The organism is Rhabdaerophilum sp. SD176, assembly GCF_030143245.1.
Taxonomy (GTDB): Bacteria; Pseudomonadota; Alphaproteobacteria; order Rhizobiales; family Beijerinckiaceae; genus Rhabdaerophilum.
In genome coordinates this window covers 189,480-210,558 of sequence record NZ_JARJNS010000004.1, presented here as the reverse complement: position 1 = coordinate 210,558, position 21,079 = coordinate 189,480, and the positions used below count along the sequence as shown (strand labels likewise).

20 protein-coding genes are annotated in these 21,079 nt (G+C 65.6%); 4 read left to right on the top strand and 16 right to left on the bottom strand.

Annotated features, from left to right (window positions below; all coding sequences use genetic code 11):
* Positions 1-128 precede the first annotated feature (128 nt).
* From ldtR to P0652_RS10555, 3 genes are all read right to left on the bottom strand, one after another.
* The gene (gene ldtR / locus P0652_RS10565) at positions 129-641 is read right to left on the bottom strand and encodes a transcriptional regulator LdtR (RefSeq protein WP_284178779.1); all 513 of its coding nucleotides are present in this window, start codon (positions 639-641) and stop codon (positions 129-131) included.
* A gap of 261 nt (positions 642-902) precedes the next feature.
* Entirely contained in the window at positions 903-1,385 is a 483-nt protein-coding gene (locus P0652_RS10560) for a DUF6163 family protein (RefSeq protein ID WP_349774984.1), read from the bottom strand.
* Positions 1,386-1,416: 31 nt separating this feature from the next.
* Positions 1,417-2,460: an enoyl-CoA hydratase/isomerase family protein gene (locus P0652_RS10555; RefSeq protein WP_284178777.1), complete on the bottom strand. Its 1,044-nt coding sequence runs from the start codon at positions 2,458-2,460 to the stop codon at positions 1,417-1,419.
* Between the two features lie 147 nt (positions 2,461-2,607).
* On the opposite strand from P0652_RS10555, the gene hemB reads away from it, so the two are divergent.
* The 4 genes from hemB to P0652_RS10535 all read left to right on the top strand — a co-directional run bounded on the left by hemB (position 2,608) and on the right by P0652_RS10535 (position 7,182).
* Positions 2,608-3,615: a porphobilinogen synthase gene (hemB, locus tag P0652_RS10550; protein WP_284178776.1), complete on the top strand. Its 1,008-nt coding sequence runs from the start codon at positions 2,608-2,610 to the stop codon at positions 3,613-3,615.
* A 3-nt stretch (positions 3,616-3,618) separates the two neighbouring features.
* A complete protein-coding gene (locus P0652_RS10545; RefSeq protein WP_284178775.1) occupies positions 3,619-5,019 on the top strand; it encodes a branched-chain amino acid ABC transporter permease in 1,401 nt (466 codons plus the stop codon).
* A gap of 60 nt (positions 5,020-5,079) precedes the next feature.
* On the top strand, positions 5,080-6,333 hold the full coding sequence (locus P0652_RS10540; protein ID WP_502947507.1) for a threonine ammonia-lyase: 1,254 nt from the start codon (positions 5,080-5,082) through the stop codon (positions 6,331-6,333).
* Positions 6,334-6,432: 99 nt separating this feature from the next.
* Entirely contained in the window at positions 6,433-7,182 is a 750-nt protein-coding gene (locus P0652_RS10535) for an arginyltransferase (RefSeq protein ID WP_284178774.1), read from the top strand.
* A 27-nt stretch (positions 7,183-7,209) separates the two neighbouring features.
* Here P0652_RS10535 and P0652_RS10530 read toward each other — a convergent pair whose 3' ends face one another.
* The 13 genes from P0652_RS10530 to P0652_RS10470 all read right to left on the bottom strand — a co-directional run bounded on the left by P0652_RS10530 (position 7,210) and on the right by P0652_RS10470 (position 21,061).
* Positions 7,210-7,872, bottom strand: coding sequence for a DsbA family protein (locus P0652_RS10530; RefSeq protein ID WP_284178773.1), 663 nt, complete (start codon positions 7,870-7,872; stop codon positions 7,210-7,212).
* Between the two features lie 58 nt (positions 7,873-7,930).
* Positions 7,931-8,500: a flavodoxin family protein gene (locus P0652_RS10525; protein ID WP_284178772.1), complete on the bottom strand. Its 570-nt coding sequence runs from the start codon at positions 8,498-8,500 to the stop codon at positions 7,931-7,933.
* Positions 8,501-8,611: 111 nt separating this feature from the next.
* Positions 8,612-10,852: a DNA topoisomerase IV subunit A gene (gene parC / locus P0652_RS10520; RefSeq protein WP_284178771.1), complete on the bottom strand. Its 2,241-nt coding sequence runs from the start codon at positions 10,850-10,852 to the stop codon at positions 8,612-8,614.
* Between the two features lie 84 nt (positions 10,853-10,936).
* Entirely contained in the window at positions 10,937-12,289 is a 1,353-nt protein-coding gene (locus P0652_RS10515; RefSeq protein WP_284178770.1) for a TadE/TadG family type IV pilus assembly protein, read from the bottom strand.
* A gap of 103 nt (positions 12,290-12,392) precedes the next feature.
* The gene (gene recO, locus P0652_RS10510; protein ID WP_284178769.1) at positions 12,393-13,145 is read right to left on the bottom strand and encodes a DNA repair protein RecO; all 753 of its coding nucleotides are present in this window, start codon (positions 13,143-13,145) and stop codon (positions 12,393-12,395) included.
* A 45-nt stretch (positions 13,146-13,190) separates the two neighbouring features.
* The gene (era, locus tag P0652_RS10505; RefSeq protein ID WP_502947506.1) at positions 13,191-14,132 is read right to left on the bottom strand and encodes a GTPase Era; all 942 of its coding nucleotides are present in this window, start codon (positions 14,130-14,132) and stop codon (positions 13,191-13,193) included.
* Entirely contained in the window at positions 14,110-14,838 is a 729-nt protein-coding gene (gene rnc, locus P0652_RS10500) for a ribonuclease III (protein ID WP_284178768.1), read from the bottom strand. The genes era and rnc overlap by 23 nt, the downstream gene beginning before the upstream one ends.
* Positions 14,838-15,614 carry a signal peptidase I gene (gene lepB, locus P0652_RS10495; RefSeq protein WP_284178767.1) on the bottom strand — a complete coding sequence of 259 codons (777 nt, stop codon included), beginning with the start codon at positions 15,612-15,614 and terminating at the stop codon, positions 14,838-14,840. The genes rnc and lepB overlap by 1 nt, the downstream gene beginning before the upstream one ends.
* 214 nt (positions 15,615-15,828) lie before the next feature.
* Positions 15,829-16,509 (bottom strand): nitroreductase, encoded by a 681-nt coding sequence (locus P0652_RS10490; RefSeq protein ID WP_284178766.1) that lies wholly within the window; start codon positions 16,507-16,509, stop codon positions 15,829-15,831.
* Between the two features lie 30 nt (positions 16,510-16,539).
* Positions 16,540-17,700, bottom strand: coding sequence for an acyl-CoA dehydrogenase family protein (locus P0652_RS10485; RefSeq protein ID WP_284178765.1), 1,161 nt, complete (start codon positions 17,698-17,700; stop codon positions 16,540-16,542).
* A gap of 24 nt (positions 17,701-17,724) precedes the next feature.
* A complete protein-coding gene (locus P0652_RS10480) occupies positions 17,725-18,573 on the bottom strand; it encodes an HTD2 family dehydratase (RefSeq protein WP_284178764.1) in 849 nt (282 codons plus the stop codon).
* Complete coding sequence (locus P0652_RS10475) at positions 18,570-19,925, bottom strand: MmgE/PrpD family protein (protein WP_284178763.1); 1,356 nt, start codon at positions 19,923-19,925, stop codon at positions 18,570-18,572. The genes P0652_RS10480 and P0652_RS10475 overlap by 4 nt, the downstream gene beginning before the upstream one ends.
* A gap of 5 nt (positions 19,926-19,930) precedes the next feature.
* Positions 19,931-21,061, bottom strand: coding sequence for a zinc-dependent alcohol dehydrogenase family protein (locus P0652_RS10470; RefSeq protein WP_284179087.1), 1,131 nt, complete (start codon positions 21,059-21,061; stop codon positions 19,931-19,933).
* Positions 21,062-21,079: the final 18 nt, after the last annotated feature.

Here is a 21,079-nt window from a genome sequence, read left to right as displayed (position 1 = left end):
GGGGCGGGCTTCCAGGGGTCCGGTCGGGTCTTTGGGCCCGACGCGGGAATCGTCCGGAGGCAGACGTCAGAGCCGGTAGCGGATCTGGTCGGTCCAGAGCACCGCGAAGCCGAGGCTTCGCGGAAGGATCAAAGACGGTAGCGGATCTGGTCGGTCCAGAACCGGTCGAGGCGGATGAGCGCCTGGTTGAGCGTCTCGAACTCGCCGGCCGAGATGCCGCCGATCTGCTCGACGGTGCGGACATGCTTTTCGTAAAGCTCGGCCACGATGGCATGCACTTCCTTGCCCTTCGGGGCGAGACGGATGCGGACCGAACGGCGATCGACGCGGCTGCGCTGATGCGAAAGATAGCCCAGCTCGACGAGCTTCTTGACATTGTACGAGACGTTCGAGCCGAGATAGTAACCACGGGTGCGCAGCTCGCTCGCCGTGACATCATTGTCGCCGATATTATAAAGCAGCAACGCCTGCACACTGTTGACATCGGCGCGACCACGACGATCGAACTCGTCCTTGATCACGTCGAGCAACCGGCGGTGAAGACGTTCCACCAGCGCAAGGGACTCCAGGTAAAGACCGCGGACGGCCGGCGCGCCGTCGGGCTTCTGTTCGACAATACGCGCAACATTCGCGTTGTTCATGACTCACTACCCCTGTTTGTCTTGAGGCGTGCTTCAGCCCGTCCTCGTCTTATGGCATCAACATAGGGTGTTCGGATGAAAATGAGTTTAAATTCCAGCGTAAATTTGATGTTTAGATATTGGAGTGAACAGAAGATTGAACTGAGAAAGTCTTAGTATTTTTGAATCGTGAATCTAAAATTCTGTTTACCGAGATTCAGAAGGCGATTCACGTTGCTATGAAGAAGGCCGACAGGAGCATGCCCAACCGGGCGATATCGCTCAGAAGAGGCCCAGCCTGCGCTTGCGCACGGCAAAGGCGAGGATGAAATAAAAGAACAGCGCAAGTCCGGCGCCCGAGGCCGAGGTCATCCCCACGGCATTGCCGAAGCCCGTGAGGCCGAGGGCGATCTCGGCCACCACGGCAAAAACCCAGAGGCTCTTCCCCCAGGGCGCCACCAGCCAAAGGCCGATCGCGGCGACACAATCGACCAGCGCAAACCCGATAATGATGACCTGCCGGATCCGGCTTTCGTCATTCAGCGCGATATCACCGAGCCCGAGGACCAGCGCCCAGAAGGCAATGCCCTTGACGAGCCAGATCGCGGCTGTCAGCCGGAGGAACAGCACATACATCAGGTCCCAGCGGATGCCGGGATTGTCAAATTCGGCGCCGATGGGCGGTTCGTCCCGACTGCCGGGCTCGATCACCATATCCTGCGCGCGCCGTTCCTCGCGGCGCGACGGCTTGCGGCGGAGCAGCATTGACAACCGGCCGGACCGTATCCGCCCCAATTCAGTCTTCAGCAAAGCGCAGATCCTCGTCCAGCGGCTGAAAATGCGCGGCAATCGCGGCAGGATCAAGCCCGGCAATACTATCCGGCCGCCATTGCGGGCGGTTGTCCTTGTCGATGATCAGCGCCCGGACACCTTCGTAAAAATCGTGGCCATGCACGATCCGGCTGACGATGCGGAATTCCAGCACCATCGCGGCCTCGAAATCGAGGCTGGCCCCGCGGCGGATCTGCTCCATGGCGATCGCCATCGAGGTGGGCGAGCGTTTCGCCATGCCCGCCACCAGTTCCGCCGCGAAGGGCGATTCCGGTGCGGCGGCGGCCAGCCCGTCCATGATCGCAGGGAGATCAGCGCCCGAGAACAACCGGTTGATCTCGCCGGCGCGGTCGAAAACCGGCGTCTCGCCGGCCGCCTCGGCAAAGCGGGCGGCGATGGAATCGACCGCCTCCCCGGCCGCGAGCGCGTCGAGGATGTCCTCTTCCGCGCCGCCACGCACGGCATGGGTGGCGAGGCCGAGGGCGAGCGCGTCCCCCCTGCGCAAGCGGGCGCCGGTCAATGCGAGATACATGCCGAAAGCGCCCGGCAGGCGCGGCAGGGCATGGGTCGCGCCGACATCGGGGAAGAAGCCGATGCCGACTTCCGGCATGGCGAAGAGATAGTTCGGCCCCGCGAAACGGTGGCTGCCATGGAGCGAGACGCCGACGCCTCCGCCCATCACGATCCCGTCGACCAGGGCGATATAGGGCTTGGGGAACCGCTTGATGAAGGCATTGAGCCGGTATTCCCGCGCCCAGAAATCCAGCGCGACAGCATGGCGCCCGGTCTGCCCGTATTCATGCATGAGGCGGATATCGCCGCCGGCGCAGAAGGCCTTGCCACCGGCGCCGCGGATCGCGACATGGCGGATGGCCGGATCGTCGCGGAAGTCGAGCAGGGCCGCCTGTAGGCCATCGACCATAGCATCGTTGAGCGCATTGAGCGCCTGCGGCCGGTTGAGCGTGATCAGCCCCAGCACGCCCCGCTGTTCGATGAGAATATCGCTCATGGAACCCTCCCCTGGCATCCTCGCCTGCTCGCGGGGGTAGAGCGCGCATGGCGGAGCGTCAATGCCCATGGCCCGTGCAAAACGCTTCCCTTTGGATCGGCGCCTCCTTAAGATTCATTCCAAAATGATAACCGGCGGGAAAGTGCCATGCGTCAGGTCTCCGAATCTCTCGATCTCGTCCGGCGGCCGCGCCGCAACCGCAAGGCGGACTGGACCCGCCGCCTCGTGCGGGAAACCCGGGTGACGGTGGATGACCTGATCTGGCCGATCTTCCTGACCGACGGCGATACGCCGACCCAGCCGATCCCGACCATGCCCGGCGTGCTGCGCTATTCCATCGCGGCCAGCGTCGAGGCGGCGAAAGAGGCGGTGGCGCTCGGCATTCCGCTGCTGGCCCTGTTCCCCAACACGGCAGGAGACCTGCGCGACGAGAACGGCTCGGAAGCGCTCAACCCGGACAACCTGACCTGCCGCGCGCTCCGGGCGATCCGCGCCGAAGTGCCGGAAATCGGGCTGATGACCGATGTGGCGCTCGACCCCTATACCAGCCACGGGCATGACGGCCTGCTCGAGCATGGCCGCATCCTCAATGACGAATCCGTCGCGATCCTCTGCCAGCAGGCCGTGATCCAGGCGGAGGCCGGCTCCGATATCATCGCTCCGTCCGACATGATGGACGGGCGGATCGGCGCGATCCGGGCTGCACTCGACGGCAACGGCTATACCGATGTCTCGATCATGGCCTATTCGGCCAAATATGCCTCGGCCTATTACGGGCCGTTCCGCGATGCGGTCGGCTCGTCCTCGACGCTGTCGGGCGACAAGAAGACCTACCAGATGGATTACGGCAACGGCGCGGAAGCGATCATCGAAGCCGAACTCGACATTGCCGAGGGCGCGGACATGATCATGGTCAAGCCCGGCATGCCCTATCTCGACATTGTCCACCGGCTTAAGGCGCAATTCGGCATGCCGACCTTCGCCTACCAGGTCTCGGGCGAATACGCGATGATCCATGCCGCCGGCGACCGGGGCATGATCGATGTCGAAAAGGCGATGGTGGAGAGCCTCTCCGCTTTCAAGCGCGCCGGGGCCGACGGCATCCTCACCTATTTCGCGCCGGCCATGGCACGCTGGCTTCAGCAGCATCGGTAGCCAATGGCCTTGCTGCGCCGGCGACCGGAACTCTGGATTCTCGTTGCCCCGATCCTGGCCCTTGCGATCATCACGGTGCCGCTGTTCCTGGCCGGCGGCCCCGGGGCGGATGCCGAGCAGGCCCGCCTCTGCCGGATGCTGCTGCCGGCCCTCTACCCGCAGGATGAAGGAATCACGGTTCTCGACACCGAGAGCAGCCCCGGCAATGCCGTCCATGTCACCTTCCGGACCGGCGACGAGGCCAACCGCCCGCATCTGCTGACCTGCCGTTTCGGCGGGATCGGCTATTCAGCCGCCCGTCGGGACCTGTCCGCCGTCCTGATCGACGGGGTCGGCCTGGGGGAATCGACGCTCTACATCCTGCGCAACCGCTGGCTCGAGACACAATTCGCGGTCGAGGCCGATCCCGGGCCACCGCGGCATCCCGGCGAAGCGATCGAGCTGACGCGGCCGCTTGCGCTGGCGCTGCAGCATCTGATCGGCGGCCTGCCCCGGCTCGGCATCCTCGCCCTGCTGGCGCTGTCAACCGCGCTGATCTACGGGCTGATCGGGCGGATCAACCTCGCGCTCGGCGAGTTTCTCGCCTTTGGCGGCATCATGACCACGCTGGCGGCGCTGGCGCTCTCCGGACTTGGGCCAGGCGGGTTCACCCTGGCGGGTTCGCCGCTGGTGCCGGTGCTGGCCGGCGCGCTGGCGGTAACCCTGTGCGGGCTGGCCGGGCTTGTGCTCGGCCGGGGCCTGCTCTGGCCCCTCACCCGGCCCGGTGCGGCGGCCGGCGTCGGACAACCGGTGCTGGTGGCGGGAATTGGCCTGGTGGTGGCGATGCAGGAAGCGTTGCGCCTCAGCCAAGGGGCCGGCACGATGTGGCTTCCGCCCGCCCATGCCGAAGGCATGGTTGTGGCTGTTTCCGGCAGCTTTGACGTGATCCTCCATCCGCGCCTGCTGGTCATGGCCCTGGTCAATGCGTCGGCGATCCTCGCCGTGCTGTGGCTGATGAAGCGGACCGCCTTCGGCCGGGCGTGGCGGGCCAGCGCCGATGATCCCGAAGCGGCGCGCCTGTGCGGGGTTGATCCGGAGGCCCTGCTGGCCCGGACTGCCATGCTCGCGATCGCCCTTGCGGGATTGGCCGGCGCTACGATTGCGCTGAATTATGGTGGAATCCACTTTTCCGGTGGGACAATGATGGGACTGACGGGCTTGATCGCCGCCATCCTTGGCGGTATCGGCTCGATTGGCGGTGCCGTTCTCGGCGGGCTGGTGATCGGCTTGTTCCAGATCGGCTGGTCCGCCCTGATGGATATCGCGCTTTGGGAACTGGCGAGCTTCGTCCTGCTGACGCTGGCCCTGATCCTCAAGCCCGGCGGTTTTTTCGGGTTTGCTGAAGGGCCGATGCGGAAAGTGTAGCCCGACCGCCCGGTCAGGCGTTTGTATCATTTCCCGGACAAGAGAAGGAAAGCCAATCCCATGATGTCCGCCAGCCCGGCCTTCGCGGTCAGCCTTGATGAGATCAACGCGGCCGCCGAGCTGCTGCGGGGGCAGGTGATCCGGACGCCCTTCCTGCCGGCGCCGCGGCTTTCGGCAATCACCGGGGCCGAATGCTTCGTCAAGTTCGAGAACATGCAGGTGACCGGTGCTTTCAAGGAACGCGGCGCCTTCGTGAAGCTGTCGCGGCTTGACCCTGCCGCCCGCAAGGCCGGCGTGATCGCCATGTCGGCCGGCAACCACGCGCAGGCCGTGGCCTATCACGCGCAGAGGCTTGGCATCCCGGCAACAATCGTGATGCCCGTCGGCACGCCCTTCGTGAAGGTGGAGAACACGGCGCGGTTCGGTGCCCGCGTGATCCTTGACGGCACCACTCTCGCCGAGAGCCAGAACCGGGTGCAGCAGATCATCGCCGAGGAGGGGCCGGTCCTCGTCCATCCCTATGACGATCCCGATGTGATCGCCGGCCAGGGCACGATCGCGCTCGAAATGCTGGAGGACCAGCCCGGGCTCGATGCCGTGGTGATCCCGATGGGTGGCGGCGGGCTGATTGCCGGCAATGCCGTGGCCTTCCACGCCCTGCGGCCGGATATCGCGGTGATCGGCGTCGAGGTCGAGAGCTATGCCTCGTTCCACAATGCGCTGAAGGGCGAGAGCCACCCGATTGGTGGCCCGACCTTGGCCGAAGGCATCGCGGTGAAGAATGTCGGCGCGCTGACGCTGCCGATCATCCGGGCGCTGGTCGCGGAAACGATGATCGTGCCGGAAAGCGCGGTCGAGCGGGCGGTCGACGCCTTTGCCACGCATCAGCGCTCGATGGCCGAGGGCGCCGGGGCAAGCGGGCTCGCCGCCCTGCTCCACCAGCCGGAAAGGTTCCGCGGCCAGCGCGTCGGCCTCGTCCTGTGCGGGGGCAATATCGATGCGCGGATTCTCGCTTCGATCATGGTGCGGGAGCTGGAACGGCGCGAGCGGATCATTTCCTTCCGCCTGACCGGCGAGGACCGGCCGGGCTTTCTCGGCCGGGTAGCGACGCGGCTCGGCGAACTCGGTGCGAATATCCTCGAGGTCACGCATCGCCGGACCTTTCTCTCGGTACCGGCCAAGGGCGTCTCGCTCGATGTCACGGTGGAAACGCGCGATGCCGCGCATGCCGAGGACCTTCTCCGCCAGCTCGAGGCGCAGGGCTATGTGATCCGGCGGATCGACGCGAACGGCGCCGTGCTGCCGGGCGGCTGAGCGCATGCCCGCATTTTGTCGCGGGGATGCACGTTGAGCCCCCCTTGCCGAGCGGGCCGGCTTGGCCAATGATGACGGCCTTGCCGAATTTCGAAGCCGATGACGGAACAGCCGCGCGACACGCCGCAATTCTTTCTGACCTCGCCCTCCCCCTGCCCGTATCTTCCCGATCGGCAGGAACGGAAGGTCTTCACCCATCTTGTCGGCAAGCGAGCCTTCCAGCTCAACGAAATCCTGACGCAGGGCGGCTTCCGTCGCAGCCAGTCGATCGCCTATCGGCCCGCCTGCGAATCCTGCCGGGCCTGCATTTCCGTGCGGGTGCTGGTCGGTGAATTCGAGACGAACCGCAGTTTCCGCCGCATTCTCGCGCGGAATGCCGATCTCGGCGCCCGAATGATCTCCGCCCAGCCGACGGCCGAGCAATACGGGCTGTTCCGCCGCTATCTTGATGCCCGCCATGCCGATGGCGGCATGGTCGATATGAGCGTGCTCGATTATGCCGCCATGATCGAGGACAGCCATGTCGAAACCCGGCTGGTGGAATACCGCAAGCCGGCGACGGGCCGGGCCGGCAGTGACGAGCTGGTCGGCGTGGTACTGACCGACATCCTCTCGGACGGGCTGTCGATGGTCTACTCCTTCTACGATCCCGACCTGACGGACCGCTCGCTCGGGACCTTCCTGATCCTCGACCATATCGCCAAGACCAAGGCATTCGGGCTGCCCTACCTTTATCTCGGCTACTGGGTCGAGGGTTCACGGAAGATGGATTACAAGGCCCGCTTCCTGCCGCAGGAGCGCCTCGGCATGCTCGCCTGGGAACGGGTGGAGAAACAGCCCGGCTGCTGAGCCCGGTCGTCCCCGCACTCCCTCCGCTCAGCCGATTTCCGCCTCGAGCGCGGCACGCAGGCGCTCGGTTATATCGTCGGCCCTGGCATAACCCTGGCTGACCATCATCAGCGCATTGTCGCCGGTGCTGCGCTGGCGATGGAGGATCAGCGTCGGGAAGCCGTCAATTCCGAATTGCTGCGCGACCTGGAAATCCGCCATCGTCGCCTGGCGGATGGCCTCGCTCGAGAAGGTTTCGAGGAAGGCCTCCTCGGGCACGCCGAAAGCGGCGGCATGGCGGGCCAGCACGTCCGGCCGGGTGATATCCTCGCCATCCGCATAGAAGGCGCGCTGGATCGCCAGCATGAAGGCGTAGTCATCGCCCGGCGCCATGGTGCGCATCGTCACCACGGCCCGGGAAGCGGGCTCGCTGTCATAGACAAAGCCGGGCGTGAGCGAGGGGCAGGTCCCGAAGGGCTGGCCGGTGAGCTGCCCGATCCGGCCATAGGTCTCGGTGAGCATGGCGCGCATGCTGTCCGAGACGGGCTCGGTGTTGAAGGGGCGCAGGCCGCCACTGAAGGCCAGCAGGTCGAGTTCCGGGTGGAACCGTTCCAGAACGATCTGCATTTCTGGCGCGAAGCCGTAGCACCAGGAGCACATCGTATCCGCGAAATACAGGAGACGCGGACGATCGATTGTTTCGGATTCCATGGAGCCTCGGCAAGATACGGGCGGGGACGACCCCCGCCCGGTCAGTCTGGCCTGCCGATCAGCGGGCCGCAAGCTTCGCGATGCGCTCGCCGAGCAGCCGCGCGAATTCCTTGTCGCCGGCCGGCGGCGTCACATCCGGGCCGGCATTGTCGGACTGGGTGATCACGCCGAGGGCCGAGCCGATGCGGTTGGCGGCTTCCGGCGCCGAGGTGGAGTTGCCGGCCATATTGCCGAGTGGCACACCGGGGCCCGCCCAGAGCATGCCGTGCTGCATGGCGAGGACCCACATCGAGGTGATCGTGTGGTCCTTGTTGCCGCCGAAGGTCAGGCCGTTGGTGAAGCCGCCCGCCAGCTTGTCCTTCCAGCCGCCGCTCATCCAGATCTTGGAGGACGCTTCGAAAAAGGCACGCAGCGGCACCGAGACATCGCCCATATAGGTCGGGGCGCCAAAGATCACGGCATCGGCGGCGGTGACAGCCTCGAGGGCGGGGCCGAAATCCTGGCTGGCGCTTTCGAGACGGATGAGGTCCGGCGTGCCGCCGGCCCGCTTCACGCCTTCGGCCACGGCCTCGGCGACAACGGCGGTGTGGCCGTAGCCGGAATGATAAACGATCGCGACTTTCGTCATGGGGCAATCCCTTGCTGCAAGTTGATGCCCTCTAGATCGGGTGCATTCATGCAAGGATCAAGGCCGGAAAACGCCGTTTCTGTTTGCGGAATTGCAATTCGAGAATCTGCCTCAGCCGGTGAAGCGGTTCGAGCGCGGGAAGCCCTTCGGCGGCAAGCGGCCGGATTCGGCGCGATGGCCGAGCCATTCCTTCAGGTCATCGCCCTTGAGCGTGAAAGTGCGGCCGGCACTGTCCTGCCAGGTCAGCCCGGTCTCGATGGAGAAGGTGCGGAGATCGGCGAGGCCTCCCTCCTTGTAGCGCTGCAACCGGACGCCCTTCCCGCGCGGCATTTCCGGCATTTCCGACAAGGGGAAGGCCAGAAGCTTGCGGTTCTCGCCAATGACCGCGACCATGTCGCCCTCGACCGGCACAACCAGCCAGAGGCGGGCGCCGTCGACATTCATGACCTGCCGCCCCTTGCGGGTATTGGCAACGAGATCATCCGCCGCGACGATGAAACCGCGCGCATCCTTGGCGACAACGATCCGCTTCTGGCCCGGCACATAGGGGAAGGCCGCCATAATCTCGGCTTCGGCGTCGAGATCGACCATCAGGCGGATCGGCTCGCCGAAGCCGCGCCCGCCCGGCAGTTTCGAGGCATCGAGCGTGAAGGCCTTGCCGTCGCTGGCGAGCAGCAGGACCTTCGCCGTGGTTTCCGTCGGGAAGGCAAAGGCGAAGGCGTCATCGCCCTTGTATTGCAGGTTGGCGAGATCGACACCGTGGCCCTTCAGGGCACGGATCCAGCCCTTCTTCGTGACGACGACGGTGATCGGCTCGCGCTCGATCAGCGCTTCCGTCACATCGACCGGCACTTCCGAGGCGGTCCCGAAATCCGTCCGGCGCCGGCCGAGCGGCGTATCCTTCGAGAAGGCTTTCGCCACCTCGCCGATCTCCCAGCGGACGGTCTTCCATTGCTTCGCCTCGGAGCCGAGCAGCGCCTCGATGCTGGCCTTCTCCTTCGAGAGCTCGTCATGCTCGGTGCGCAGTTCCATTTCCTCGAGCTTGCGCAGCTGGCGCAGGCGGGTATCGAGGATGGCGTTGGCCTGCACGTCCGTGAGGTCGAAGCGCTTCATCAGGACGGGCTTGGGCTCATCTTCCTCGCGGATGATGCGGATCACCTCGTCGAGATTGAGGAAGGCGACCAGCAGCCCGCCGAGGATTTCCAGCCGGGCCTCGATCTTGCCGAGGCGCCAGCGCGAACGGCGCAGCAGCACCTCGCGGCGATGGTCCAGGAAGGCGCGCAGCGCTTCGGCGAGGCCGACAACCTTCGGCACCTTGCCGTCGATCAGGACATTCATGTTCACGGAGAAGCGCGTTTCCAGCTCGGTGAGCTTGAACAGCGCCTCCATCATCAGTTCGGCCTCGACCGTGCGTGTGCGCGGCTCGAGGACAACGCGAACATCTTCCGCCGATTCGTCGCGGATATCGGCAAGGAGCGGCAGCTTCTTGTCATTGAGCAATTCGGCGATCTTCTCGATCAGCCGGCTCTTCTGGACGAGATAGGGGATCTCGGTGATGACCACGACATAGCCGCCGCGGCCCGTCTCCTCCTTGTGCCAGCGCGCGCGCAGGCGGATCGAGCCACGGCCGGTGCGGGCGGTTTCCGCTAGGCTGGCCGGCCCTTCGACAATAATGCCGCCGGTCGGGAAATCCGGCCCGGGCACCAGCTGCATCAGCGCTTCGTGGCTCACCTGCGGATCATCGATCAGCGCGATGGCGGCGGCGCAGAGCTCGGCCGCGTTATGGGGCGGGATCGAGGTCGCCATGCCCACGGCGATGCCCTGCGCGCCATTGGCCAGCAAATTCGGGAACGCGCCGGGCAGGACGACCGGCTCCTCGTTCTGGCCATCATAATTCGGGCGGAAGGCGACGCCATCCTCGTCGATGCCCTGCAGAAGCAGCCGGGCAACCTCGGTCATCCGGGCTTCGGTGTAGCGATAGGCGGCGGCACTGTCGCCGTCGATATTGCCGAAATTGCCCTGGCCATCGACCAGCGGGTAGCGCGAGGAGAAATCCTGCGCGAGCCGGACCAGCGCATCGTAGATCGCCTGGTCGCCATGGGGATGGAACGTACCCATGACGTCGCCGACGATCTTCGCGCTCTTCTTGAACGGGGCGGCCGGATCGAGCCGCAGCAGGTGCATCCCGTAGAGGATGCGACGATGCACCGGTTTCAGCCCGTCCCGCGCATCCGGCAGGGCACGATGCATGATCGTCGAGAGGGCATAGGCGAGGTAGCGCTCCTCCAGCGCCTCGCGCAAGGCGATGGACTCGACGCCCTCGGATGACGGTGGATCGACCGGTTTTCCCATGCGATCCGCGTTAGCGGAGGATGCGAGTCGCCACAAGGGATTGCCCTGCTGGCAAGGCAGATATCCCCGCCTCCCAGCGTGCGGCTATTTCTCCAGATAAAGTTTCTGGTTGCCGGTCGGGCCGAGGCCGACGGGCACGGGCACCGGCGAATTCTGGTAGTTGGAGTTCAGGACAAGGTTCGGGCCGTCATAAAGGTCGAGCCGGTCCACCACCATGATCGTGAAGGGCGACTGATCGGCCACGGGCTGCGTGCTGTCGATCGTCAGCGCGCCCTTCCTGAGATAGATCGTGCCGGTCAGCACCTTGGCGCGGTCCGAGGTAATGCGGTTCTGGTTGGTGATCTTCACCAACGTTGTGCTGCCGGTGAGGGGATCGGTCTTCGCGGCAACCTCCTCGATCATGCCGCTGCCCTCCCAGATCAGCATGCCGGCCGTATCGCCCTTCTCGGGAGCAGTCAGGTTGATCAGGCCCTGATGCTCGAACCGGAAATAGGATTTGGTCCCGGTGAAGAACAGCGTGACACCGTTGCCATGCAGTTCGGCGGTGTTCTGGACCCGGAGCGGCCCATCCTTGAAAATATAGATGCCCGGATTGAAGGTGACCTTGGCCGTGCCATGGATCTGCATCCCGCCGCAATAGGTGCCGGGATCGAAGGAGAAGGTGCCACCGGCGATCTTCTTCGGCAGCGTCTTGCAGAGTAGGTCTGCCTTGGGTTCGGGCTTGCTGGCCAACGGGTCCCGCATTTCCGGGCAATCGGTCACGAGCTGCGCCTCGACCGATGACCCGATATTCTTGATGCCGCCGCGGGCACAAACGGTCGTGGCCTTGAGCTTTGATCCCTCACCCAGCATCACCGCCTGCTTGGACGTGGAATTGGAATGCATCATGCAACCATTGGCGGTCAGCGTCGAACCATTCCGCAGGTTGACGCCGCCGGTCTTGGACGCATTGAGGGAGAGCACACACAGCTTCATCTGCTCGGCCACCCCCGCCGGACGCGCCGTGGCGGAAGCCGAGATGCTGCTGACCCCGATCACCTTCTCGAACGTACCGAAGGGCGTCGAGAATCTCTGGCTGCCCTCGACGCGGACGGCTGCATTGTTGTCGATCAGCGTGGCGGTAATGGCGATCTTGTGCGGGATGTTGGCCGGAATATTGGCCTCGGCAAAGCGTACGGCCAGCGTCTGGGCGCGGCTCTGCGTCACAGGCGAGAGGCTCATCTCGCGGGCAATGCCGAGCGCGGCCGCATCGACGATCTGCTGGAGGCGGTTCTGGGTACCGGACATCGAGGCGTAGTCGGTGGCGAAGCCGCCAACGGCCAGCATGGTCGGGAGGGACATGGCGAAGATCACCGCAGACGTGCCGGCTTCGGCCCTGCCGAAACGCTTGATCCGCGATCTGATCGTTTCAACCCAATGGTTGATTGACTTGAACATCTTGTACGCCTGCCGGGGATTGTTCCCTCTGGCTTTCGTTCCTAACAGCGAGATGCAAACAAATGGGTAGGAAACGGAGGCAACAGGCGGTTTCGTGAAATGATCAAATTTTAGAGATTTTTGATGCAATAGCGAGCCGATCTCGCAGAATCGCCAGGAAGGGCTGGCGCGTAGCGGTGGGGTCCAGCCCACGCGGAATGAAGAGATGCCGCTCGAGAAAATGGCCGGCGAGCCGGAAGCCCGCGTCGATGCCTTGTGAATCCGCCTCCTCCAGCCCCTCGCCGAGCAGGAAAGCGGGGAGCGGCAACAGCCGGTCCCGGTAGGGTTCCGCAGCCCCGGCAGAAACAGCCCGGCCGGATTTCGGCGAGACATGAGTCAGCGCGTCGCCGCGGCCTGTCGCCGCACAGCAGGAGAGATCGAGCCCGAATCCCAGCTCGGCGAGGATGTTAACCTCGAACCTCACCATCACGGCACCAAGCAGAAGCGGTTCAGCCAGCAGCTGGCACAGGCCATCCGCCGCCTCATAGAGCCCGCCATGGACCTGCCGTTCCGGCATCAGCCGCAGCAGCGAGGCCAGGTGCATGACCGCATGCAATGCCAGCGGATCGGACAGGACGAGCCCGGCACGGCTTTGCAGCGGTTCGGCCGTGAACTGGCCGAGATGCTCCTCCAGCCGCGCGCGCCAGGTGAGCGCGACGCGGTTGCCGGGCTGGAGGCCGGGCGCCTGCCGCGCGGAACGGCCGCCCCGGACGAGGCCGAGATGGCGGCCATGGCTCCGCGTCATCGCCTCGAGAATGACATCGCGCTCGCCGTGGCGGCGCACGGAAAGGATGAGCCCCTCATCCTGCCATTCCATGGCGGCCTCCCTGCCGGCTTTCCCGGCTCTCGTGCGCCCCGCGGCTCAGCGTTTCGGCTCGCGCGGGAATTCCAGCCCCATCTCGCGATAGCGTTCGGGATCGTTCGCCCAGTCCTCGCGCACCTTCACGAAAAGGAAGAGATGCACCTTGGTCTCGGCGGCCTCCTCGATCTCCTTTCGGGCAGCCATGCCGATATGCTTGATCGTCTGGCCCTTCTCGCCGAGCACGATCTTCCGCTGGCTCTCGCGCTCGACGAAGATCGTCTGGTCGATGCGGACATCGCCATTCTTCATCACCGTCCATTTCTCGGTTTCCACCGTGGAGCGGTAGGGCAGCTCGTCATGGAGCCGCTCGAAAATCTTCTCGCGGGTGATCTCGGCCGCGAGGAAGCGCAACGGCGCATCGGAAATCTCGTCTTCCGGGTAAAGCCAGGGCCCCGGCGGCAATTTGTCCTCGAGCCATTCGAGGATCTTCGGCACGCCGTGGCCGCGCAGGGCGGAGACCATGAACGTAGCCTCGAAGGCGATCCGCTCGTTCAGCGCGGCGGTGATGGCCAGCAGCTTCTCGTGCGGGACGAGATCGATCTTGTTGAGGATGAGGAATTTCGGCTGCCGCACCTCGCCGAGCTGGGCCAGCAGCGCCTCCTCGTCATCGTGGTCGGCATGGGTGACATCGATCAGCACGCCGACGCGATCGGCATCCGAAGCCCCGCCCCAGGCGGAGGTGACCATCGCCTTTTCCAGCCTTCGTTTCGGCGCGAAGATGCCGGGCGTATCGACGAAGATCACCTGCGTCCGGCCGGCCATGGCGATGCCGCGGATCTGGGTGCGCGTCGTCTGCACCTTGCGGCTGACGATGGAGATCTTCGCCCCGACAAGCGCGTTGAGCAACGTCGACTTGCCGGCATTCGGCACGCCGATCAGGGCGACGAAGCCACACCGCGTGGGCATATCAGTCACGGGTTCAGTCATTCTGGTTCGATCCATCCGGGCGCGACGGCCCGTCCTCCTGCCACAGGCCGGCCGCACGCAACCATCGCTCGGCTGCGGCGCGTTCGGCCAGACGTTTCGACGGCCCGGTGGCCGTTACTTCGGACTGGCCCTCGACCAGCACGGCGATTTCGAAGACCGGCGCGTGATCCGGGCCCTTGCGCCCGACATCCCGGTAGGCCGGCACCGGCAGGCCGCGGGCCTGCACGATCTCCTGAAGCAACGTCTTCGCATCCTTCGGCACCGAAAGCGGCGCCTGCATCCGCGCCGTCCAGGAGGCCCGGACGAGCCGCTCCGCCGCCTCCAGCCCGCCATCGCGGAAGACCGCGCCGATCACCGCCTCGCAGGAATCCCCAAGAATCGCATCCCGCTTGCGCGCGCCCGAACGGATCTCGCCCTCGCCCATGCGGAGATGATCGCCAAGGCCCCATTCGCGTGCGACGGCAGCGCAGCTTTCCTTGCGGACGAGATCGGCAAGCCGCTTCGACATCTCCCCTTCCGGCGCGTCGGGGAAAGCCTCGAACAGCATGGTCGAGACGATGAGGCCGAGCACGCGGTCGCCCAGGAATTCCAGCCGCTGGTAGGAACGCCCGGCCCCGGCGCCGCTGACATGGGTCAGCGCCTCCTCGAGCAGGGCGATATCGCTGAACCGGTAGCCCAGCCGGCGCTGGAGAGCGGCGAGCGAGGGCGCGTCCGCCGCCATCAGCGGATTTTCTGGAAGATGCGGCCCCAGCGGGCCTCGCCCGGCCAGCGCCAGATCATCCAGGGCGGGGTGCCTTCCTCGATCGAGAAGAAGATCATCTCGGCGCGTCCGACAAAATTCTCGTAGGGCACGAAGCCGACGCCTTGCGCGGATTGATCGCGGCTGTCGGTCGAGTTATCGCGGTTGTCGCCCATCATGAAGTAATGACCGGGCGGCACGAGGTATTCGGGCGTGTTGTCCCAGTAGGAACGGTTCCCCTCACGCTCGTTGACGTGATAGGTCACGCCGTTGGGCAAGGTCTCGCGGAAGCGCGGCACCCGCAGGACGCGGCCGAACTGGTCCCGCTCCTCGAAGACGCCGTCGGCTTCCTTCTTCACGGGCTGGCCATTGATGTAGACGAGGCCGTTGATCAGCTGCACGCGGTCACCCGGCAGGCCGATGACGCGCTTGATGTAATCCGTCTCGCCGTCCCGCGGCAGCTTGAACACCGCGATGTCGCCACGCTTGGGCTCCGCCCCCCAGACGCGCCCCTCGAAGGGGGCGATCGAATAGGGGAAGGAATGTTTCGAATAGCCATAGGCATATTTCGAGACGAAGAGATAATCGCCGATCAGCAATGTCGGGATCAACGAGCCCGAGGGAATGTTGAAGGGCTGGAAGGCGAATGTCCGGATCACCAGCGCGATGAGCAGCGCCTCGATGATCACGCGGATCGTTTCGCCCAGACCGCCGGTATCCTTGGCCTGGGGTTTTTCCTGCAAGTTATCCATCGCCATTCCGAGAAAACTCCGCCGTTGCACGAGAGAACCCCGGTGGCGGCGAGAACCTGATGCACCGGGATATACAAGCGCACCCCGACAAGGGCAATGTGGCGGAATGAGGAGAGAGGCCCGGCTGCACCGGATTTTTCTCCCGGGGCGGGGAAATCCGGGGCTGTGCCCCCTCAGCCGCCGTCGCTTCCCGCAGGGTGAGGGGCAGAACCGCCCTGCCCTATCGTGGCAGCGTCTCCAGAAACGTCGCGAAGGCAGAGACGGGCTCGCGCTGCGTCTCGAACAGGTTCTCCGGCGCCTCCGGATCACGGTGGCCGAGCGCCATGCCGCAGACGATGCGCTGGTCGGCCGGGATGGCGAGCAGGTCGCGGATCTCGCGGTGATAGGTGATGAAGGCCGCCTGCGGGCAGGTATCGAGCCCGCGGGCCCGGGCGGCGATCATCACGTTCTCGAGGAACATGCCGTAATCGAGCCATGAGCCGAGTTCGAGATCATCGTCAATCGTGAAGATCAGCCCGACCGGCGCGTTGAAGAAGGTGAAGTTCTTCGCATGCTGGCCATGCATCCGGGCCTTGTCGCCCTTCTGGATGCCCAGCGTGGCGTAGAGATCATAGCCGACCTTGCGGCGCCGGGTGAGATAGGGCTCGCGGAAGACCGGCGGGTAATAGGCATATTGCGGGGTGCCTGCCTCGCCCTCCAGCGCCAGGGCCTCCAGCCGGTGGCAGAATTCCGTCCGGGCCGCGCCCGTCAGGACCGTCGCGCGCCAGGGCTGCATGTTGGTGCCCGAAGGGGCCCGCGCCGCAACGGCGAGGATCTCTTCCACCGTCTCACGCGGGACGGGCTTGTCGAGAAAGGCCCGGATCGATTTCCGGGTCAGGATGGCCTCGTCGGCACTGAGCATGGCGCGTTCCCCGTCTGGTGGCCGGCCGCCTCAGAAGGAACGCGGCAGGCCGAGCACATGCTCCGCGATATAGGCCAGGATCAGATTGGTCGAGATGGGCGCGACCTGATAGAGGCGGGTTTCGCGGAATTTCCGCTCGACATCATATTCGCAGGCAAAGCCGAAGCCGCCATGGAACTGGATGCAGGCATTGGCGGCTTCCCAGCTCGCCTTGGCAGCGAGATATTTCGCCATGTTGGCCTGGGCGCCGCAGGCCTCGTGCGCATCGAAGAGCCGGCAAGCCTCATAGCGCATGAGGTTGGCGGCCTCGACCTCGATATAGCTCTCGGCGATCGGAAATTGCACGCCCTGGTTCTGGCCGATCGGGCGGCCGAACACGATGCGCTCCTTCGTATAGGCCGTGACCTTGTCGAGGAACCAATAGCCATCGCCGATGCATTCCGCCGCGATCAGGATGCGCTCGGCATTCAGCCCGTCGAGGATGTATTTGAACCCCTTGCCCTCCTCGCCGATCAGGTTCTCGGCGGGAATCTCGAGATTGTCGAAGAACAGCTCGTTGGTCTCGTGGTTGACCATGTTGGGGATCGGCCGGACCTCCAGACCCTTGCCGATGGCCTGCCTGAGGTCGACGAGGAAGATCGACATGCCCTCGCTCTTCTTCTTCACCTCGTCGAGCGGTGTCGTGCGGGCCAGCAGGATCATCAGGTCGGAATGCTGGACGCGACTGATCCAGACCTTCTGCCCGTTGACGATATAGCGATCACCCTTCCGGACCGCTGTTGTCTTCAGCCTGGTCGTATCCGTGCCGGTCGTGGGTTCCGTCACACCCATGGATTGCAGCCGAAGGTCTCCGGCCGCGATTTTCGGCAGGTAGAAGCGCTTCTGCGCCTCCGAGCCGTGCCGCAGCAGGGTGCCCATATTGTACATCTGGCCGTGACAGGCGCCGGAATTGCCGCCCGAGCGGTTGATCTCCTCCATGATAATCGACGCCTCGGTCAGGCCGAGGCCGGAGCCGCCATAATCCTCAGGGATCAGCGCCGCCATCCAGCCGGCCCGGGTCAGCGCCTCGACGAAGGCCTCGGGATAGCCGCGTGCCTCGTCGATCTTCCGGTGATATTCGGCCGGAAATTCCGCGCAGAGCGCACGTACGGCTTCGCGGATCTCGGGGTGGCTGTTGGCGGAAGGGATCATCATCAGGTCCGGGTTGGGGATCGGTCAGCAAAGCTCGGCGACGGCATCCATGGTGAGCTGGCCGGATTTCTCCGCCCAGAGTTGCGTTCTATCCGGCTCTTCAATCTTTCCGTGCACGGCGAAGGGGTCGATGTGGAAAATGGGCGCGAGGGCGCGGAAGCTGAATTTCCTGACCGATCGGTCAGGAAATTTCCGGCGCAGCCCGTCGAGCAGCAGGGTCGCGATCAGCGGCCCGTGGACAACAAGGCCAGGATAGCCTTCCTCGCGGGTGACGTAATCGAGATCATAATGGATCCGGTGCGAATTGAAGGTCAGTGCCGAATAGCGGAACAGCAGCACCGCATCCGGCCGGATCGGGAACGACCATTGCGCTCCTTCCGGCGGTGCGAGCGGTTTCGGCGGCGGCGCATCCGGCGGCGGCAGGCCGCGATAGACGATATCGTGCTCCTCCTCGATCGCGGGGCCGGAGGCGCCGGAAATCTCGTGCCGGACGGTGACAAAGACGAGATCGCCGGTCTTGCCGGCCTTGTGTTCAATGCGCGTCACGGTCGAGACGCGCGTTGCCGTCTCGCCGATGACCAGCGGCGCGAGGAAGATCAGCCGGCTGCCAGCCCACATGCGCCGGGGCAGCGGCACCGGCGGCAGGAATCCGCCCCGGGCGGGGTGGCCATCCGGCCCGGCCTCGGCCAGCGGGCTGACGGGCAGGAAATGCAGCCAGTGCCAAAGTGGCGGCAGGTTTGCGCCGACCGCGTAGGGCGGATCGGCCCGATCGAGCGTCGCCGCCAGCGCATTGGCCGGGAACGGCGCGAGCGTCTCGACCCGCGTCTCGCTGCGGCCGATCCATTGCCGGAGATGGTCAAGATCGAGGCTCATGTGCGATTTCCCAGCCGCATCGCTGCCGCGCCGAGCGCCTCGGCCATGGCGGCGGCGCTTCCGGTGTCCGGCGCATCGAGAAGGGCCATCGCCGCCCTCGCCTCGTCCGCCGGCAGCAGCGCGCGGACCTTGCCCTCGATGCGGGTGCGGCGGGCGGTGAATTCCATCGGCGTGTCGAGATCGAAGCATGCCTCGCGGCTGCGGTTGTCGGTGAAGGTGAGCTGCACCGACGCCGCGGTATCAGGGATTGCCGGATCACCCTCGACATGGACGCGATCCCGCAACGGCAGCAATTCCGGATCGGCGCAGCTTGCTTCGGAATAGGTGTCGAGCGCGGCGGTCGGGCGCCCGGCTAGAGCCATGGCGCTGGTCAGGCGATAGCTGAATTTGGCCTCGAGCCCGGTTCGCGGGGCCGGCAGGTCGCAGACGCGGAGCCAACGCGGATTGACGCGGATCTGCACGGCACTGACCCTGCCCCTGTCGAAGCCCGGCTCGTCGCGCAGGCGGATCAGCGCCTCGAGGCTGGCATGGAGGCCGTGGCAGCAGGCGTGGAATTTGTGCTGGACAGCCTCGAACCAGAAATCCCGGCCAAGCCCCGCCAGAGCCGCTTCGGTCGAGCCGGCCTCCCCGGCATGGGTTTCGGCGAAGCCCTGCCCACATTCCAGCCCGTCGGGCCGCGAGACGAAGCCGCGCGCCGCCAGCAAGGCGGCCTCGACGCCATTCGCTGCAGCAATGCCCGCATTGAAAGGCTTGCCCATGGTGCCGAATTGCGATTTCAGCCCGGAGGCGCGGGTGGCGACGATGCCGAGCGCATGGCGAAGGCGCTCCTCGTCGAGGCCGAGCAGGCGCCCCGCCGCCATGGCCGCACCGAAGGCACCGGATGTCGCGGTCTGATGGAAGCCGTGGTTGTAGTGCCGGGTGCCGAGCCAATGGCCGATCCGGCAGGCAGCCTCCATGCCGACCAGAGCCGCCTCGAGGAAGGCCGCACCGCTCGCGCCCTGCCGTTCCGCCATGGCGAGAGCGGCCGGAAACACCGCAACGCTGGGATGGCCGACATAGGCGAAATGCGTGTCGTCATAATCAAGGGCATGCGAAAGCGCGCCGTTGGCCAGAGCCGCGGCCCGGGCCGGAACCTTCAGGCCAAGACCGAGAACGGTGGCCTGCGCCGCGCCGGCCTCCTCGAACACGAGATCACGCGTGATCGTGGCCACCGGTTCGCCGAGGCCGGCAAGGGAGACGGCGGCCCAGTCAACCAGCGACAGCCGGGCCACATCCAGCGCCGAAGCCGGGGGTTGCAGCGTGCGATCGGCCGCGAAAGCCGCGATTGCGGCGGTGATCGAAGGGCCCTCCATGCCGGTCATGCCGCCATGGTGATCACGTGACGGATGACCTCGCCCCGGTCGAGCCGGTCGAAAGCCTCGTTGATCCCGTCCAAAGGCCCGGTCGAGGAGAGGAGCTTGTCCACCGGCAGCTTTCCGGCCTGGAACAGCGCGAGATAGCGCGGGATATCGCGGCTCGGCACGCAGGAGCCCATATAGGCGCCCATCACGATGCGCTCCTCGGCGACGAGGCTTACGGCCGGCACCGCGAATTGCGTGGTCGGGGCCGGCAGGCCGCCCGTCACCGTCATGCCGCCGCGGCGGGTGATGGCATAGGCGGTCTCGAAGGCGCGGGCCGCGCCGGCCAGCTCGATCGCATGGTCGACGCCGCCGCCGGTCAGCGCGCGGATCTGCGGCACGAGATCCGGATCAGCGGCGAGGAAGCCATCGGTCGCGCCGAGATCCTTCGCAATGGCGAGCTTGGCCGGGTTGAGATCGATGGCGATCACGCGGCCGGCCCCGCTGGCCACCGCGCCGAGCACGGCCGACAGGCCGACGCCGCCAAGGCCGATCACCGCGACGGACTGGCCCGGCCGGACCTTGCAGGTATTCATCACCGTGCCGACGCCGGTCATCACCGCGCAGCCGAACAGGGCGGCATGGACCAGCGAGATCTCGGGCCCGATCTTCACGATCGAGCGGCGATGGACGACGGAATATTCCGAGAAGGCGCAGACACCACAATGATGGTTGATCGAGCCGTCATCGCAGGAAAAGCGGCGGCCACCGCCGAGAAGCGTGCCGGCGCCGTTGGCGGCATTGCCCGGCTCGCAGAGGGCCGCGCGGCCCTCGGCGCAGAAGGCGCAGGTGCCGCAGGTCGGCACGAAGCTCATCACCACGGGGTCACCGCGGCGGAGGTCATCCACACCGGCGCCGACCTCCTCGACCACGGCCGAAGCCTCGTGGCCAAGCGCCACCGGCAGCGGGCGCGGCCGGTCGCCATTGATGCCCGAGAGATCGGAATGGCAGACGCCCGCCGCCGCGATGCGCACCAGCACCTCGCCGGGCCCGGGCGGGGCCAGTTCGACCGTCTCGATGGAGAGCGGCCGCGAATTGGCATAGGGGCGCGGCAGGCCGGATTGCCGGAGGATGGCGGAGCGGATGCGCATCATGGCCTGTTTCCTTCC